14 protein-coding genes and 1 pseudogene are annotated in these 17,639 nt (G+C 39.2%); 10 read left to right on the forward strand and 5 right to left on the reverse strand.

Translation table 11 applies throughout. From position 1 onward, the window contains the following. Positions 1–86: 86 nt before the first annotated feature. Genes acs through FLJC2902T_RS10580 form a run of 3 tightly spaced genes read right to left on the reverse strand, consistent with a single transcriptional unit; the run spans position 87 to position 3,737 of the window. The gene (gene acs, locus FLJC2902T_RS10570; protein ID WP_023579777.1) at positions 87–1,994 is read right to left on the reverse strand and encodes an acetate--CoA ligase; all 1,908 of its coding nucleotides are present in this window, start codon (positions 1,992–1,994) and stop codon (positions 87–89) included. Between the two features lie 5 nt (positions 1,995–1,999). Continuing rightward, entirely contained in the window at positions 2,000–2,227 is a 228-nt protein-coding gene (locus FLJC2902T_RS10575) for a DUF6814 family protein (RefSeq protein ID WP_023579778.1), read from the reverse strand. Between the two features lie 16 nt (positions 2,228–2,243). After that, a complete protein-coding gene (locus FLJC2902T_RS10580; RefSeq protein ID WP_023579779.1) occupies positions 2,244–3,737 on the reverse strand; it encodes an MFS transporter in 1,494 nt (497 codons plus the stop codon). Between the two features lie 102 nt (positions 3,738–3,839). On the opposite strand from FLJC2902T_RS10580, the gene FLJC2902T_RS10585 reads away from it, so the two are divergent. The 10 genes from FLJC2902T_RS10585 (at position 3,840) to FLJC2902T_RS10630 (ending at position 14,803) form a co-directional block, all read left to right on the forward strand. After that, positions 3,840–4,445 carry a flavin reductase family protein gene (locus FLJC2902T_RS10585; protein WP_023579780.1) on the forward strand — a complete coding sequence of 202 codons (606 nt, stop codon included), beginning with the start codon at positions 3,840–3,842 and terminating at the stop codon, positions 4,443–4,445. Between the two features lie 4 nt (positions 4,446–4,449). Beyond that, positions 4,450–4,905, forward strand: coding sequence for an SRPBCC domain-containing protein (locus FLJC2902T_RS10590; RefSeq protein WP_023579781.1), 456 nt, complete (start codon positions 4,450–4,452; stop codon positions 4,903–4,905). A 96-nt stretch (positions 4,906–5,001) separates the two neighbouring features. Then, positions 5,002–7,299, forward strand: a complete 2,298-nt coding sequence (locus FLJC2902T_RS10595) for an oxidoreductase (protein ID WP_023579782.1) — start codon at positions 5,002–5,004, stop codon at positions 7,297–7,299. Further along, positions 7,300–8,226: an alpha/beta fold hydrolase gene (locus FLJC2902T_RS10600; RefSeq protein ID WP_023579783.1), complete on the forward strand. Its 927-nt coding sequence runs from the start codon at positions 7,300–7,302 to the stop codon at positions 8,224–8,226. It begins immediately after the preceding gene. 25 nt (positions 8,227–8,251) lie between these two features. Beyond that, on the forward strand, positions 8,252–9,844 hold the full coding sequence (locus FLJC2902T_RS10605) for an AMP-binding protein (RefSeq protein WP_023579784.1): 1,593 nt from the start codon (positions 8,252–8,254) through the stop codon (positions 9,842–9,844). A 61-nt stretch (positions 9,845–9,905) separates the two neighbouring features. After that, entirely contained in the window at positions 9,906–10,340 is a 435-nt protein-coding gene (locus tag FLJC2902T_RS10610) for an acyl-CoA thioesterase (protein WP_035678329.1), read from the forward strand. Positions 10,341–10,414: 74 nt separating this feature from the next. Continuing rightward, a complete protein-coding gene (locus tag FLJC2902T_RS10615; protein WP_023579786.1) occupies positions 10,415–11,395 on the forward strand; it encodes a carbon-nitrogen hydrolase family protein in 981 nt (326 codons plus the stop codon). 353 nt (positions 11,396–11,748) lie between these two features. Then, complete coding sequence (locus FLJC2902T_RS10620; RefSeq protein ID WP_035678353.1) at positions 11,749–12,858, forward strand: cupin domain-containing protein; 1,110 nt, start codon at positions 11,749–11,751, stop codon at positions 12,856–12,858. 97 nt (positions 12,859–12,955) lie between these two features. Further along, positions 12,956–13,864, forward strand: a complete 909-nt coding sequence (locus FLJC2902T_RS10625; protein ID WP_023579788.1) for a fumarylacetoacetate hydrolase family protein — start codon at positions 12,956–12,958, stop codon at positions 13,862–13,864. Between the two features lie 189 nt (positions 13,865–14,053). Next, positions 14,054–14,803: a maleate cis-trans isomerase family protein gene (locus tag FLJC2902T_RS10630; RefSeq protein ID WP_035678355.1), complete on the forward strand. Its 750-nt coding sequence runs from the start codon at positions 14,054–14,056 to the stop codon at positions 14,801–14,803. 34 nt (positions 14,804–14,837) lie between these two features. Here the strand turns inward: FLJC2902T_RS10630 and FLJC2902T_RS10635 are convergent, their stop codons facing one another. Next, entirely contained in the window at positions 14,838–16,283 is a 1,446-nt protein-coding gene (locus tag FLJC2902T_RS10635; RefSeq protein WP_023579790.1) for a T9SS type A sorting domain-containing protein, read from the reverse strand. A gap of 513 nt (positions 16,284–16,796) precedes the next feature. Continuing rightward, positions 16,797–17,639 (reverse strand): annotated as a pseudogene (locus FLJC2902T_RS15860) (collagen-like protein); the annotation flags it as partial.

Consider the following 17,639-nt stretch of genomic DNA (forward strand, 5'->3'; position numbering starts at 1 on the left):
ACTAGTCTGCGTAAATATGTGGAATCTGTATTTGATTTTTATAAAACTGTTTAAATCCCATTTAATTGGAATCGTCACCTTTTTTATCAGATTCTTTCATCCTTAATCTCATCTACAATTTCAGGATTCAACAAAGTCGACGTATCTCCGAAATTTGAAAAATCACCTTCAGCTATCTTACGCAGAATTCTTCGCATAATTTTTCCCGAACGGGTTTTAGGCAGACCACTCACAAACTGAATCTTATCTAACTTTGCAATCGGTCCGATATGACTCGAAACGTGCTCGTTAATTTCTTTAGTCAAATTATCACGATCCCGGTATTCCCCTATTTCTTTCAGGATAATGAAACCGTAAAGTGCATTCCCTTTGATATCATGAGGAAAACCAACAATAGCCGATTCTGCAACTGCCGGATGTTCATTAATAGCATCTTCAATGGGAGCCGTTCCTAAATTATGTCCGGATACAATCACCACATCATCTACCCTTCCGGTAATTCTGTAATACCCCACTTCATCGCGAAGCGCACCATCACCTGTAAAATATTTTCCAGGGAAAGCAGAGAAATATGTGTCCTTGTAACGCTGATGATCACCCCAAATTGTTCTCGCCATCGATGGCCACGGAAATTTAATACACAAACTTCCAACAACCTGATTTCCTTCAATTTCATTTCGCAATTCATCCATTAAAACCGGTTGAATTCCGGGTAACGGCAAGGTAGCATAAGTTGGTTTTGTCGGCGTTACAAAAGGAACAGGAGAAATCATGATGCTTCCTGTTTCGGTTTGCCACCAGGTATCCACAATCGGGCATTTTTTCTTTCCAACATGATCGTTGTACCAGTGCCAAGCCTCTTCATTTATGGGTTCTCCAACCGAACCAATTACTTTCAACGTAGATAAATCGTATTTATCAACCCATTCGTCACTTTCCTTCGCTAATGAACGAATTGCCGTTGGTGCGGTGTAAAACTGAGTCACTTTATGTTTGTCAATCACCTCCCAGAAGCGTCCGAAATCCGGATAGGAAGGAATGCCTTCAAAAATTATGGTTGTGGCTCCGTTTAACAGCGGTCCGTATAAAATATAGGAATGTCCTGTAATCCAGCCAATATCAGCAGTACACCAGAAAACATCATTTTCTTCGTGGTTAAAAATATTTTTAAAAGTATAGGCTGTCTGAACCATATACCCAGCAGTAGTATGCAGCATTCCTTTCGGTTTTCCGGTTGAACCGGAAGTATAAAGAATGAACAACGGATCTTCGGCATCCATGATTTCAGCTACGTTATTCGGAATTGCTGCATCTAAAAGAGGTTGTAACCAATAATCCCTCCCCTCTTCCATGTTTACAGTCGTATTCGTTCTTTTAGCCACCAATACTTTTTCAACAGTCGGACATTTTTCCAAGGCTTCATCGATGATTCCTTTCAAATCAATGGATTTATTTCCTCGGAAACCACCATCGGAAGTAATTACCATTTTACATTCGCAGTCATTAATTCTTGAGGTAACCGCAGAAGCAGAAAATCCTGCGAAAATCACGGAATGTATGGCTCCGATTCTCGCACAGGCCAATATGGCAACAGCCAATTCCGGAATCATCGGCAGATAAATACAAACCCTGTCCCCTTTTTTAATTCCCTGTTCGCGAAGTACGTTAGCCATTTTAGCTACACGGCTGTACAATTCGTTATAAGAAATGTGCAGTGCTTTTTCATCGGGATTGTTCGGTTCGAAAATGATGGCGGTCTTATCGCCACGCTTTGCCAAATGCCTGTCGATACAGTTTTTGGTGATATTAACTTTAGCATTAACAAACCATTTAACGTCTGCTTCGCCCATATTAAAATCAACCACTTTATCCCAGGCCTGATACCAAATAAAGTTTTCTTCCGCTATTTTTCCCCAGAATTTCCTCGGTTCGCGAATGGATTTTTTATAATGCTTGAAGTATTCTTCTAAATTTTTGATTTTATAATAACCCATAGAAATTACATTTTATTTTTGTCGTATTCACCATTTAATGCAAAGTAACCGAAAATTGCCAAACCTGAAACTATCAACGGTGTTAATATGAATAAAATTATTATTCCGAAAACCAAATCGTCCTGTTTACCCGAATTCAGTTTGGGCAATCCGAAATCCATAATACAGAAATAAGCGGCGGCAACTGAAAGTAACAACCAAAGTACACCCAATAATCGTTTTAAAAGATTCATAATTTCTGTTTTAAATTTAATTTCTCTTTTTATGATCCAGATAAACTAATCCGATTATCAGACTCAGGGAAGCTACAATAATGGGATACCACAATCCCTCGAGATAAAATTCGGGATTTCCTTTTTCTTTCGCGTTGGTTACCAGATAAGTCGAAATAGCCGGCAGCAATCCACCAAAAATTCCATTACCAACGTGATAAGGCAGTGACATCGATGTATAGCGGATTCTCGTTGGAAACAATTCCACCAGAAAAGCGGCAATCGGACCATAAACCATAGTTACAAACAGCACCTGAATCCACACCAAAAATATTAACCACCATTTGTTTTGTGGAGAAACGGTTATACTGGTTGACTTTGTTTCCGGCGCAATATTTTGTTTATTCAGATCCGTAGAAACGATTTTCGTCGCTCTTGTACCGTCCTCGTAATCATAGTAAAAAGTCGCCAATGAAATATTCTTTGCAGCATTCAAATCGGCATAACTTTCGGTTTTTATAATGGTTTTATTACTGACATTAACCGTTTCGTACATTGTTTTATATATCGGTCGATACAACAATACAGCTAACAACATTCCGGCCATCATGATTTTTTTCCTTCCGATTTTATCACTCAGCCAACCAAAGAAAACAAAGAAAGGAGTTCCTAAAAGCAATGCAATACCCAAGAGTGTATCAACCTGAGAACTCTCAACATTCATCACGGTTTTCATGAAGTTCATGGCATAAAACTGTCCGGTATACCAAACCACACCCTGACCCATTGTTGCCCCAAACAACGCCAGAAGAACAAACTTTAAATTGTATTTATGTCCGAAACTTTCCTTTAACGGATTTTTGCTTGTATTTCCTTCAGCTTTTGCTTTTGCGAATTCAGGTGATTCACTCATTTTCTTTCGGATGAGATACGAAACATACACCATGATGATAGAGATCCAGAAAGGAACACGCCAGCCCCAAGTATCGAAAGCTTCCTCTGAAAGCAGTGAACGTGTTATTAAAATTACCATTAAAGAAACGAAAAGACCTGCAGTGGCTGTGGTTTGTATCCATGAAGTCCAATAGCCTCTTTGATGAACGGGCGCATGTTCGGCAACATAAGTAGCAGCGCCTCCATATTCTCCTCCCAGTGCCAAACCTTGTAACAGCCTTAAAATCAACACCAATAACGGAGCTAAAAAACCAATGGTTTCATAACCGGGAATACATCCGATTAAAAACGTGGCTCCTCCCATAAGCAATAAAGTTGCCATAAAAGTGTATTTCCGTCCAATCAAATCGCCAAGTCGTCCAAAGAACAAAGCTCCGAATGGCCTGACTACAAACCCGGCAGCAAATGTTGCAAGGGTTGATAAGAAAGCGGCTGTAGGATTATCGGAAGGAAAGAATTTTGTTGAAATAACAACGGCCAAACTTCCGAAAATGTAAAAATCATACCATTCAATCAACGTGCCCATCGACGAAGCAGAAATAACTTTCCAAATTCCTTTGGTATCTGTTTTTACCATAATAAAGATTTGTAACTAAAATACAAAAATTCTTTAATTATTAATGAAATCATCTGTGGTGTAATTACAAATAATTTATTTTATTTGTACAAACAACACAAAATGCATTTTAACCCTGAAATAATTGACCAGAAGGCAACCTATAAATTATTGACCGGTGCCGTAATTCCGAGACCAATCGGCTGGATTTCAAGCATCAGTGAAGATGGGATTCTAAATCTGGCTCCGTTTTCTTTCTTCAATGCCGTAGGTGAAGATCCGCCGCATATAATGTTTTCAACGGTTCGTCCCAACAATTCCAATAAAGATACACTGAACAACGTTTTGGCTACAAAACAATTTGTGGTGAATATGGTCGTGGAAGATATCGTAGAACAAATGAACATCACTTCACAATCAGTGGAATCACATATTAACGAATTCGAACTGGCCGGCCTCACTCCCATTCCATCACTGAAAGTAAAAGCACCAAGAGTAAAAGAAAGTCCGATAACAATGGAATGTGAATTGGTACATCATTACACCTTAGAAGACAACAAGTACGGCGGTGCCACAATTATCGTTGGTCGTGTTGTAATGTTTCACGTAGACGAAAGTGTTTTGCTGGACGATTTCAAAATCAACATGGAAACCTATAAACCGGTAGCACGTCTGGCGGGTTCCAATTATTCCAAATTAGGAGAGATTTTTTCAATCAAAAGAACATAAACTTATGAAGTCTGAAAAATTAGAAATCAACTGTGCCATGCAAATCGGAAAACCGGTTAACGAAGTTTTTGAAGCCATCGTAAATCCGGAGAAAATGACTAATTATTTCATTTCAGAAAGCACCGGAATGATGGAGGAAGGCAAAGAATTGATCTGGAAATTTCCCGAGTTTGATTTCGAATGTCCGGTTCGTGTTGGTAAAATCGAAAAAGACCGTTACATTTCCTATTATTGGGAAAATAGCGGAGCCGAATTATTAGTTGAAATGACATTGACAGAAAGAGAAAACAATACAACATTGGTTTCCATTTCCGAAAAAAGCATGGAAAATGATGAAAAAGGCTTAAAATGGCTTTCCGGAAACTCCTTTGGCTGGTCCAATTTTCTGGCGTGCTTGAAAGCGTATCTCGAATACGGAATTAACCTCAGAAAGGGAGCTTTCGATTTCATGAAAAAATAATTATATCATTTCCGATTTTAAAATCGAATTAAATAAAATTAAAAACCGAGGCAAAAACACTTCAAAACAAATGTTTACGCCACGTTACTTTAAAATATGAAAATAACAGTTATAGGCGGTGGTCCGGGCGGACTTTACTTTTCAATCCTTACCAAAAAAGCAATGCCGCATTGCCAGATTGATGTTTATGAGCGTAATAAAGCCGATGACAGTTTCGGTTTCGGAGTGGTTTTTTCCGATGAGACATTGGGCGAATTCCTTACGCGTGATACACAATCGTATGAATTAATCCGAAGCAAATTCGCTTATTGGGATGATATTATCGTGGCAAGAGACGGTGAAAATGTAAATGTTGCAGGAAACGGATTCTGCGGTTGTTCCCGTAAAACATTACTGCAATTACTACAACAACGCTGCCGTGAAGAAGGTGTGAATTTGCATTTTGAACAGAATGTAGACGATCTTACACAATTTAAAGACAGCGATGTAATTGTTGCCTGCGACGGAATCGGAAGTGCAATCCGCACGGAGTTCGCAACAGATTTCGGCACTAAAGTCGAATTACAGAAAAATCGTTTCGTTTGGTTAGGCTCCACAAAACCATTGGATGCCTTTACTTATTTTTTCAGAACAACTCCTTATGGAACCATCGTGGCACATACCTACCAGTATGAAGCCGGAATGAGTACTTGGATTTTCGAATGTTCTGATGAAACCTGGAAAAACATCGGATTTGAAGTCGAAAATGAAGCAACCACGGTTGAGAAATTAACAGAAATCTTCAAAGAAGAACTTGATGGACATCCGTTAATCACAAATAAATCACATTGGCGTCAGTTTCCTCACGTAACTAATGAAAAATGGCATCACAACAATATCGTTTTGTTGGGAGACGCTAAAGCTACGGCTCACTACTCCATCGGTTCGGGAACAAAACTGGCTATGGAATGTGCTATTGCGCTTTCGGATGCTATTGTTGACAATCAAAACGATGTTCAGACCGCTTTTTTACAGTATGAAAAAGCAAGAAGAAACCGCGTGGAAATGATCCAATACGCCGCAAAAGTATCTCTGGATTGGTTCGAGCACATGGACAGACATATTCAGCATCCTTTTTATCAGTTTGCTTTCGGGGTAATGACCCGTGCCAAAAAAGTGACTTATGAAAATTTAGCGATTCGTGACGCTTCTTTCACCGATAAGGTTTTAACCGAATTCAATACAATCAATAAAACCGAGAACAAAGCTACTCCTGCAGCATTTACTCCTTTTACACTTCGTGAAATGACGTTGCAAAACCGAATTGTAATGTCACCAATGGGACAATATTCTGCCGAAAACGGCCTCGTTAACGACTGGCATTTTTCGCATTATACGACAAGGGCGTTAGGTGGTGTCGGATTGATTTTGGCAGAAATGACAGCTGTTTCAGAAACCGGAAGAATCACTTTAGGTTGTGCAGGCATTTACACTAAAAAACAAGCGGTTAACTGGAATAGAATCACCGATTTTATTCATCAGAATACCCAAACAAAAATAGGAATTCAGTTAGGGCATTCCGGACGAAAAGGCGGAGCTAAAAAACCTTGGGAAGGTGCGCATCCTTTAGAACAACAATGGGAACTACTTTCGGCATCGGCAATTCCGTTTAAGGAAGGAATGGCTGTTCCGAAGGAAATGAATTTAACTGATATGAATCAGATTGTTTCCGAATTTGTTCAGGCTACTAAAAATGCCGATGAAGCCGGTTTCGATATGATTGAATTACAAGCACACCATGGATTTTTACTGGCTTCTTTCCTATCGCCTTTAACAAATATCCGAACCGATGAGTTTGGTGGTAATATCGAGAATCGATTAAAATTCCCAATCCGCGTATTTACCGAAATGCGAAATGTGTTCCCGCAAAGTAAACCAATGTCGGTTAGAATTTCTGCAAGTGATTGGGCCGAAAACGGAATTTCAGATGACGATGTTATCGCAATTGCCGAAGCATTCAAAAATGCCGGTGCAGACATCATCAGTGTTTCTACCGGAAATACCGTGGCGAACCAAAAACCACAAACGGGAAGAATGTGGCAAACGCCTTTTTCCGATATGATCCGAAACAGCGTTCATGTTCCAACGATTACAGCAGGTTATATTCAGGATATTGATCAAATCAACACAATCATTCTCAACGGAAGAGCTGATTTGGTTTCTCTGGGCCGACCTTTATTGATTGATCCGAATTTTGTTCGAAACGCACAAGCTTACGAAGGTTTTCAGCCTACCGATATTCCGAAACAATACATGGCAGGAACTTCGCATTTGTATCCGTTAAAAACTTCGGAACGAAAAATGATGGAAGGAATGAAAAAAGCATTAAAACCAGAAAGCCACAAGAAAAGCTAAATGAAAAAGATAGCTTACATATTTCTTTTTTTGCTTCATTTTTCAGCTTATTCACAGAAAAATGAGGATGTGATCGCTAGTGGAAATTCGAAACTGCACTATAAAACTTTCGGTTCAGGAAAACCTATCTTAATCATCAATGGAGGACCGGGAATGAATTGTGAAGGTTTTGGCTATCTAGCTGAAGAAATTTCCAAATTCGGTTTTCAGACCATTATTTATGACCAAAGAGGTACCGGAAAATCAGTTGTTGAAAAAATAAACGACGAAACGATTTCCATGGATTTAATGGTTGACGATATGGAAAACCTGCGAAAACATCTGAAAATAGAAAAATGGACCATTCTCGGACATTCATTCGGAGGTATGTTGGCTGCATATTATGCAACGAAGCATCCTCAAAATATCGACAAAATGATTTTTTCGTCTTCGGGTGGTGTCAACATGAATTTCACGAGTTACGGTCAGCAGCGCCTGAATGCTAATCTGACGAAAACTCAAAAAGACAGTATGAATTACTATCAAAGTAAAATGGATAAAGGTGATAATTCATTGGAAACAAAAAAACAGAGAGCAAAATATTTAGCCAATGCATATGTTTATGATAAAAAAAACGCGCCAATCATTGCTGAAAGACTTATTCATGTGAATTTCGACGTTAATGGTATCGTATTTCAAAGTCTGATTAAAAACAATTTCGACTGTTCCGAAAAGTTCGGAAATTTCCATAATTCTGTTTTGATCCTTCAGGGAGAAAACGACATTATCAGCATTGATACGGCAAAGGAAATAGAAAAAGCCTTTCCGAATTCGCAATTGATTGCTTTACCAAATTGCGGACATTACGGATGGCTGGATGCCAAAGAAATGTATTTCAACGCCTTAAAGCAGTTTTTAAAAACTAAAACCAATACAACCAAAAATTAACTACCAAGTTACCCAGCATTATAAAATGAAACATTACGAAGATAATTTTGCTCACGAAAGTTTACCGCATCCGGATTTACAGCCGGAATATGCATTTTTAGAGTTACCCCAGTTTCAGCATCCCGATATGCTGAACTGTGTGGACCGTTTATTGGATTATCACATCAGAAACGGTAATGGCGATGCGGTTTGCATTCATACTTTTGAAGAAAAGTGGACATACAATGACTTGTACGAAAAGGCAAACCAGATAGCACATGTTTTGACGGAAGATTTAGGTTTGAAATCAGGAAACCGCGTGTTAATTCGTTCTGCCAACAATCCAATGATGGTAGCGTGCTGGTATGCTGTGCTGAAAGCCGGCGGAATCGTCGTGGCAACCATGCCTTTATTGCGTTCCAAAGAATTGACAACAATAATTGAATGTGCCGAAATTTCACATGCTTTTTGTGACAGTTCGTTAGCCGAAGAAATGCAATTGGTACAATCTTCTTTTTTAAAGAAGACATGTTACTATAACAATTCAGATTTGGAAAACCTGATACAGGAGAAACCGAAAACATTCAACAATTATCACACTAAATCAGACAGCGTTGCACTGATTGGGTTTACCTCAGGAACAACAGGTTTACCTAAAATGACAGCCCATTATCACAGAGACATTTTAAATATTTGCGAAGCGTTCCCGAAATTTTCACTGCAACCGACTAAAGACGATATTTTCACAGGAAGTCCCCCACTCGGATTTACCTTTGGCTTGGGTGGATTGGTTTTGTTCCCGATGTATTTCGGAGCCTCTACTTTTTTAATCGAAAAACCGAGTCCCGATTTACTTTTACAAGCCATTCAGGAACATAAAGTATCCATTTGTTTTACAGCACCAACCGCCTGGCGTGTCATCACTACAAAAGTCAAGGAATATGATATTTCCAGCTTACGCAAATGTGTTTCTGCCGGAGAAACCCTGCCTTTAAAAGTCTGGCAAGATTGGTATAACGAAACCGGATTAAAAATCATCGACGGTATCGGCGCCACTGAAATGCTTCACATTTTCATTTCTTCCAACGAAGACAATATGGTACCTGGCGCAACAGGAATTGCGGTAACCGGATACGAAGCAAAAATCGTTGACTTACAAGGAAATGAACTTCCAAGAAATGAACCGGGTCGATTAGCCGTTCGCGGAATTACAGGCTGCAAATACCTGAACCGTGAAGACAAACAACGTGATTATGTGGAAAACGGTTGGAACATTACCGGTGATGTTTTCCGTCAGGATGAAGATGGTTATTTCTGGTTCGTAGCTCGTGGCGATGACATGATTATTTCTTCAGGTTATAACATCGCTGCCATTGAGGTGGAAAGCGTACTTTTAACCCACGATGAAATTCTGGAATGTGCTGTAGTGGGATTACCTGATGAAGAACGCGGAATGTTGGTTTGTGCGCATATTGTTTTAAAAGAAAAACATAAAGCAACGGATGAATTAGCTAAAGATATTCAACAGTGGTTCAAGGAAGTAGCTGCTCCATACAAATACCCAAGGGTAATAAATTTTATTGATGTTTTACCTAAGACTGAAACAGGAAAAATACAACGATTTAAATTGAAAAATTAAACACAGATTTCGCAGATTGACACCGATTTAATTTGTGTAATTCGTGGCTAAAAATAAAAACATGAGTAATTTTTTTATAAAAGAAGAAAAAATCCGTTTCCAGCATATTGATTATGCGGGAATTGTTTTCTACCCAAGATTCCTTGAAATGCTTAACGGCATTGTGGAAGACTGGTTTGAAGAAGCTTTAGACCGACCGTTTTCCAAAATGCATGAAACAAACGGTATTCCGACAGTCGATTTAAAAGTGCAATTCAAGAAAGCAGCTCGATTAGGCGAAACCTTAACCAAAAAACTTTGGGTGAAAAAATTAGGCGATTCTTCTATTCTTTGCGGATTCCGTTTTGAAGACGAAAACGGAAAAACCTGCGTAGAAGGTGAAGTAACTTTAGTGAACGTACATATCGCTGAAGATCGTCACACGATAAAAGCAGAATCCTTTAATGAGGAAATGAAAACCAAAATTACCAAATATCTAATCGAAAATTCCAATTAATTTTTGATTTTTAAATAACTAACTTTGTGTGCCTCAGAGATTTTCTTTGAGAGACTTTGTGAAATAACTAAATTATGGAGTTTAAAAAATTTAAAGCCGCTACCGTTCAGACGTCGCCCGTTTTTCTAAATGTGGAAAAGACGATTGAAAAAGCGATTTCATTTGTAAAAGAAGCTGCTTCCAACGGTGCGGAACTAATCGCTTTTCCGGAAGTTTTCGTTGCGGGTTATCCGTATTGGAACTGGATCATGACACCGGTTCAGGGCAGTAAATGGTACGAAGAATTGTATAAAAATTCGGTTGCCGTTGATGATGAAGCTATGCAACCTTTATATCAGGCCGCAAAAGAATACAATATCCATATCGTTATGGGAATTAACGAGCGTGGTAAAAGCTACGGCGAAATTTACAACACCAACTTAATCATTGACAATACCGGAACGGTTATCGGGAAACACCGAAAACTGGTGCCAACGTGGGCTGAAAAACTGACATGGACTTCCGGAGACGGTTCTTCCTTGAAAGTATATGACACCGAAATTGGTCCGATCGGAACTTTAGCTTGTGGCGAAAACACCAATACTTTGGCACGTTTCACCCTACTTTCCCAAGGCGAACTGATTCACATTGCGAATTACATTTCCTTACCGGTTGCACCGCCTGATTATAACATGGCGGAAGCAATTAAAATCCGTGCAGCAGCACATTCCTTTGAAGGGAAGTTATTTACCATCGTTTCGTGTTCTACGATTTCAAAAGAAATTATGGATGCGTTGCGTGACGATGTTCCGAATGTGGATGAATTGCTTACGCGTAAAAACTCGGCTTTCTCGGGATTTGTGGGTCCGAATGGCGCTGTTATCGGTGAGCCGTTAATTGATGAGGAAGGAACCGCTTATGCCGAAATTGATTTGCAGAAATGCATTCAACCTAAGCAAATGCACGATATTTTAGGACATTACAACCGTTTTGATATTTTCGATTTGCGTGTGAATGTGGCTCCTACGAGAAAGATTACGTTTATTGACAATCACGAGGAGTTTAATAAGAGATAAATTAGTCGTTAGTGATTAGTCGTTAGTGATTAGTCGTTAGTGATTAGTCGTTAGTTGTTAGTAATTAGAAAAATCAGATTGAACAGCTAACAAAGTCTCTGAGGGACAAAATATTTACAGAAGACGACATTTTTATAGAAAAATCAGATTGAACAGTTAGCAGAGTCCCGGAGGGACGGCATATTTATTTATAGACAACAAGAAAGCGAAAAGACGGCTTTTTAGCCCTGATTGGAGTGATATCTTTTATACCTGACAGGTTTTAAAAACCTGTCAGGTATAAAAATAAAACGGAAAGCAGGAATATGGATTGCAAAAAAGCCCGAGCCATTCGCTTCAAAAAAATAAAAATTATGGAAGATAAATATTCAGATGACCAGATTGGTCGCGCAAGAGTACAAACCTCTCCGGAACTGGAAGCTTATTATAAAGAATTAAGCAATCTTGGAGCCGGTGCCTTATGGACAGTTGCCAACGATATTGAGCCTTGGGAGCCGCGTTCTTCCTCTGTTCCGATGCTTTGGAAATATGAGGATTTGCGTTCTTTGGTTTTAAAATCATCCGAATTGGTTACCCCGGAACAGGCGGGTCGTCGTGTGGTTTATTTGGTAAACGACAACCGTAAAGACGTGAGTGCTGCCGTGGGATGGCTGTACACCGGAATTCAGGTTACGCGTCCGGGTGAAAGTACGTCGGCGCACCGTCACAGAGCTTCTGCCCTGCGTTTTATCATGGAAGGAAGTAAAGGCTATACTGTAGTGGACGGCAATAAAATCATGCTGGAAGTTAATGATTTCGTAATTACCCCGAATTCGACCTGGCATGAACACGGTGTGGAAGCTGATGGAGAAACCTGTATTTGGCAAGATGGCTTGGATATTCCTTTGGTAAATGCGTTGGAAGCCAATGATTATGCGGTTTATGACGGAAAGCAACCTTTGGTTTCTCCGGTAAATCATTCGCCAATGACTTATGGTGGAACCGGATTAATTCCTGCCGATAAAGAATGGAACAAACCGTATTCACCTTTGTTTAAATATTCATGGAAAAATGTTTATCCGGCTTTATTGGAAGTGGCCAAAGTTAATGAAGGTTCGCCTTTTGACGGGGTTATCATGCAGTATTCCAATCCGTTAACCGGTGGTCATGTAATGCAGACCATGGGCGCTTCAATGCAATTATTACCCGCAGGTTTTAAAGGAAAAGCGCATAAACACACAGGTTCTTTTGTATATCAGTGTGCTAAAGGTCACGGATACACCATTATTAACGGAAAACGTTTTGACTGGAAAGAAAGAGATATTTTCTGCGTACCTTCATGGGCTTGGCACGAACACGTGAATTTATCCGAGACCGAAGACGCTTGTCTATTCTCTTTCAACGACTTACCGGTGATTGAATCATTGGGATTGTATCAGGATAAAGAATATACCGAGAACAACGGGCATCAGAATTTGGTTTAAAAAGCAAGAAGCAATAATAAAGAGAATAGAAAATAGATAACAGACTGAAAAACTTAGCAACTCAGTTACTCAGAAAATCAGCAACTTAAAAGAAAAAATGAAACTACTTACTTACAGAACAAACGATTCGGAATCAAGATTAGGGTTTATTCATAATAACCGCGTGGTGGATATGGAAGATTTTGGAGGAATTCATAACTTCCCGCTTCCTAACGACATGTTGGAATTAATCGATATGGGATTTGAAGTTATTGCAGAAATCAATGAAATGATTGGAAATACAAGAGAAATTGATTTTGAAATGATTTCTTTTCCAATGAATGCCATTACGATTCTTGCACCTATTGAAAAACCGAGAAAAAACATTATCGGAATCGGATTAAACTATACAGAGCACGTAGCGGAAAGTGCGCGTACTTTAGATACTTCGAACGAATTACCGCAACAACCTGTAATTTTCTCCAAACCGCCAACAACGGTTACCGCTACCAATACTGAGATTTTACACAATCCGAAACTGACACAACAATTAGACTGGGAAGTGGAATTGGCTGTTATTATTGGAAAAGAAGGGAAATATGTTCCGAAAGAAAATGCAATGGATTATGTTTTCGGATACACTGTTATTAATGATATTTCTGCGAGAGATTGCCGTCGTTCCGGACAATGGATTGTTTCCAAAGGTCAGGATACTTTCGCGCCAATGGGCCCGGTTTTGGTTACAAAAGACGAAATCGAAGATCCGCACAACCTGAATTTATCGTTGAAACTAAACGGAGTTGAAAAACAAAGTTCAAATACTAAATTCATGTTGTTCAACATCAATGATTTGATTAACGATTTGAGTACGGTTTTCACACTGGAACCTGGCGATATCATTGCAACGGGAACTCCGGCTGGTGTTGGTGCAGGAAGAAATCCGCAGGAATGGATGTGGAATGGTGACGTGGTGGAAGCTACTGTGGAAGGAATCGGAACGATTGTGAATACGATTAAGGAGATTTAGTTTTCAGTCACAGTCACAGTGTTCTGTTTTAGGCAATCAGTTAGTGACTTTGCGAACGACTTTGCATCTTTGCATTTAAATAACCATAAAAATGAATTTAGTTTTTAGTATTCAGCTAAAGACTTTGCGAACCTTGCGAAAACCTTTGCGTCCCGATAGCTATCGGGATTGCGGTTAAATTTTAAAAAAATGAAAAAGTACAGAATAGGACAAATAGTTCCGTCGTCAAACGTAACGATGGAAACAGAAATACCAGCCGTTTTCCGTTCCCGTGAAACTATTTTACCGGAACGTTTTACCTTCCATTCCAGCAGAATGCGAATGAAAAAAGTAACCAAAGAAGAATTGGAAGCCATGGATGCCATGAGTTTGAAATGCGCACAGGAATTATCTGATGCACATGTTGACGTAATGGGATATGCGTGCTTGGTGGCAATCATGAGTATGGGGCGCGGTTATCACTGTGTTTCGGAAGTGAATTTACATCAGGAAACCATCGCCAACGACTTCCCTACTCCAATTGTAACTTCTGCCGGTGCGTTGATTAACGGATTGAAAGTGTTAGGTGCAAAAAAAGTGTCTATTATTACTCCGTATATGCGTCCGCTTACCGATATGGTTGTGGATTATATTGAACACCAGGGCTTTGAAGTGGTGGATTCCATTGCTTTGGAAATCCCTGATAATTTAGAAGTTGCCGCTCAGGATCCGATGAATTTGTTGGAAATCTACAAACGATTGGATTTAACAGGTGTGGATGTTTTGGTAGCTTCTGCCTGTGTGCAGATGCCTTCTTTGGAAGCGATTGACCTGATTCAGAAGGAAATCGGAATTCCGGTTACTTCCGCAGCGGTTTGTACAACTTATGAAATGATGAAGAAACTAGGCATAGAAGCAAAATCTGCAATTGGCGGAGAATTACTTAGTGGGAAATACTAATTAAAAAAAGAGTTTCGTTTGAAACTCTTTTTTTTTATCTCTTAACAAACTTAGACGTAAATATAGAATTCTCTGTTTTGACTTTAAGCAGATAAACTCCGCTTGAAAAATCACTGACATCAATCACATCATTATTCAATCCGTCGAAATCAATTTTTTTCATGGTAACGTCGAAGACCTCAAGTTCATCAATATCGATTTCATTCATATTGTTTGGGAACTGAATATACAGATTATCCGTAACCGGATTTGGGTAAACCCTCATGTCTGTATTGTTAAATTCGGAACTTGAAAGCCTTGAGGAATTGAGACGGATAATGTTATTGACAAGCATTCCGTTAAATTCGGTAAAATATCCGACAAGTATAATTCTGCCGTCAGATTGAACCGCTGTATCAGTCACATAATCGTTAGTACCTGTTCCGGGACTGAAAGTATCATCAAATAAACCATCAGCGTTTAACCTTCCTATTCCGCGGAAATCATAACCGTAATAGTCGAAACATTCGGAACCCCGTATTATAATTTTACCGTCGTCCTGTAAAGCCGAAGGAAAAACCCGCAAAACACAATCATCAGTATACGGATGTGGCTGAAAAACATTCATTATATTCCCGTTAGGATCCAATCGTACAAAATTATACCCAATTATATCGTTCGTATCTGAAAGCACCTTGAAAGGCCACCCTATCAATATGTTGCCGGTTTTTTCAACAGTCAAAAATTTAGGATTCCATGTATCACCGTTGGTCCAATCTATATTTTCAGGTTCGTAAAAATTCGAGTCCAATTCTCCTTCAGAATTCATTAAAAAAATTCTTCTCACATTTCCCTGTATGCTCACATTACCAACTGCCAGAATTCTGTTATCGGTCAACAAAACCATATTCGACAATACACTTCCTCCCCCTATACCAAATGAAGATAAATCAATCGGTGAACGGAAAAAAGGATCTACATCCCCGTTGGAATATAATCGTACAATTCCCCGCAAAAAACCACCACCAATCAGAATTTTGTCATCCGGCTGAACTACAACGGTCTGAATATTTCGCACGGGTGCTTTAGAAAAAGACGTATCCAATGACCCATCTTGATTTAACCGGGCCAAATTTCCTGTAGCAGCCAGATTTCCTGTAACAGTGTTTTCCAATCTATCAAAGTTTCCGCAAATTATAATCTTCCCGTCCGATTGGAGTGCTATCATTTTCACCTCGGGATAAACAGTTACACCAATACCGGATGCAAAATCCAAATCATAAGAACCGTCCGGATTTAATCGGTTTATTTTCGTCGATTCAACGAAACCGCCACCCCCAGTGAATCGCTCAACCAAAATTATTTTTCCATCGGGTTGCAATTTCAAAATTGTTTCCGGACTAACTTGCCCCTGAACATTAAAACTTATGTCTAAAGAACCATCCTGAGCATAAATAACTAACGAGGCAAGAAAACTGATCAGGAATATAATTTTTCTCATAACGCTAATTTTTAAAATTAAACAATCAGGAAAAATTTGAGGTGTATAAAGTTACGACTTAATAGCTTTTATCTTAAATCAAACATTGCCTTTTAACTACTTAATTAACTAATAATTAGTAATTTAACAGTAAAATCATTCTGAAAACCCAATTCTGAAACAAACCCCTTCAATGTTACTCGAAACTATTATATTTCTTTCCTTATTGGCCTTTTCATGGTGAAGTAAATGGTATTGCAAAATGGATTTCTTTTTAAGAAATTTTATGTCTGTGATAGCGTTCGATTACTGAAAATCAACATAGATTTTGATATAGCTCCACTCTCAACTTTAATAAAGTAATTTTTTCGACATCAAAGAAATTACATAGTATCTACCTTATACATTGCTAAAATTTAAACATAAAAAAAGCTACAACTCTTATCGTTGTAGCTTTTTTATTGTTGAAACACTATTGCTCAAAGTCTCCGACTCTCAGCTGTCCTGATAAAATTCAGTTTACTAACTCAAAAATTAGAACGGCATTAAGATTACGTTGATACGTAAGTCTTGTGTAGTTCCATTGGTTTCGTTCAAAAAGATATCCAAAGATGAAGAAGTAACATTTAAGATTACAGGCGTCTCAACATCATTGTCATCGTCTGCAGTACCAAGACTAACAAGACTGACCATCGGTATAAAATTTGTATTGCCCTGATCTGCGAAATTAACTGTGATGGTTGAAGAACTTCCGCTGTTTGATTTGCTTGCGAAAGCTATATCTCCACCTACTGCCGTACTGATGCCGGAAGCGACATCACCTATCAGAACATAACCTGAAGTAATTTTATTCCAAGAAGCATTACCGTTTCCGTCAGACATCAGTACTTTTCTGTTACCTTGGGTACCGTCTGCAATCCTAATATTTCCTTCAACATCTAACTTTGCATCAGGACTATTTGTTCCGATACCGATACTGCCACCGTTGTTGAAAAGATTGTTGTTATTGGTTACCCAATAACTACCATTCCAATAAGGGGTATTTCCATACTGTGTGCCACTGGTCAAGAGACCTGCCGGACCTTGTGGACCCATTGGACCCGTTGCTCCATCTAATCCGTCATTTCCTGCCGGACCTTGAGGACCCATTGGACCTGTTGCTCCATCTAATCCGTCATTTCCTGCCGGACCTTGAGGACCCATTGGACCTGTTGCTCCATCTAATCCGTCATTTCCTGCCGGACCTTGAGGACCCATTGGACCTGTTGCTCCATCTAATCCATCATTTCCTGCCGGACCTTGAGGACCCATTGGACCTGTTGCTCCATCTAATCCGTCATTTCCTGCCGGACCTTGAGGACCCATTGGACCTGTTGC

This window comes from Flavobacterium limnosediminis JC2902 (assembly GCF_000498535.1).
In the GTDB taxonomy this organism is placed as follows: Bacteria; Bacteroidota; Bacteroidia; order Flavobacteriales; family Flavobacteriaceae; genus Flavobacterium; species Flavobacterium limnosediminis.

Bases quoted from the DNA above. Each gene is read 5' to 3' on its own strand.
- FLJC2902T_RS10625 (WP_023579788.1), top strand. From the start codon at position 12,956: ATGAAACTACTTACTTACAGAACAAACGATTCGGAATCAAGATTAGGG.
- FLJC2902T_RS10585 (WP_023579780.1), top strand. From the start codon at position 3,840: ATGCATTTTAACCCTGAAATAATTGACCAGAAGGCAACCTATAAATTA.
- FLJC2902T_RS10595 (WP_023579782.1), top strand. From the start codon at position 5,002: ATGAAAATAACAGTTATAGGCGGTGGTCCGGGCGGACTTTACTTTTCA.
- FLJC2902T_RS10600 (WP_023579783.1), top strand. From the start codon at position 7,300: ATGAAAAAGATAGCTTACATATTTCTTTTTTTGCTTCATTTTTCAGCT.
- FLJC2902T_RS10630 (WP_035678355.1), top strand. From the start codon at position 14,054: ATGAAAAAGTACAGAATAGGACAAATAGTTCCGTCGTCAAACGTAACG.
- FLJC2902T_RS10610 (WP_035678329.1), top strand. From the start codon at position 9,906: ATGAGTAATTTTTTTATAAAAGAAGAAAAAATCCGTTTCCAGCATATT.
- FLJC2902T_RS10620 (WP_035678353.1), top strand. From the start codon at position 11,749: ATGGAAGATAAATATTCAGATGACCAGATTGGTCGCGCAAGAGTACAA.
- FLJC2902T_RS10575 (WP_023579778.1), bottom strand. From the start codon at position 2,227: ATGAATCTTTTAAAACGATTATTGGGTGTACTTTGGTTGTTACTTTCA.
- FLJC2902T_RS10590 (WP_023579781.1), top strand. From the start codon at position 4,450: ATGAAGTCTGAAAAATTAGAAATCAACTGTGCCATGCAAATCGGAAAA.
- acs (WP_023579777.1), bottom strand. From the start codon at position 1,994: ATGGGTTATTATAAAATCAAAAATTTAGAAGAATACTTCAAGCATTAT.
- FLJC2902T_RS10580 (WP_023579779.1), bottom strand. From the start codon at position 3,737: ATGGTAAAAACAGATACCAAAGGAATTTGGAAAGTTATTTCTGCTTCG.
- FLJC2902T_RS10635 (WP_023579790.1), bottom strand. From the start codon at position 16,283: ATGAGAAAAATTATATTCCTGATCAGTTTTCTTGCCTCGTTAGTTATT.
- FLJC2902T_RS10615 (WP_023579786.1), top strand. From the start codon at position 10,415: ATGGAGTTTAAAAAATTTAAAGCCGCTACCGTTCAGACGTCGCCCGTT.
- FLJC2902T_RS10605 (WP_023579784.1), top strand. From the start codon at position 8,252: ATGAAACATTACGAAGATAATTTTGCTCACGAAAGTTTACCGCATCCG.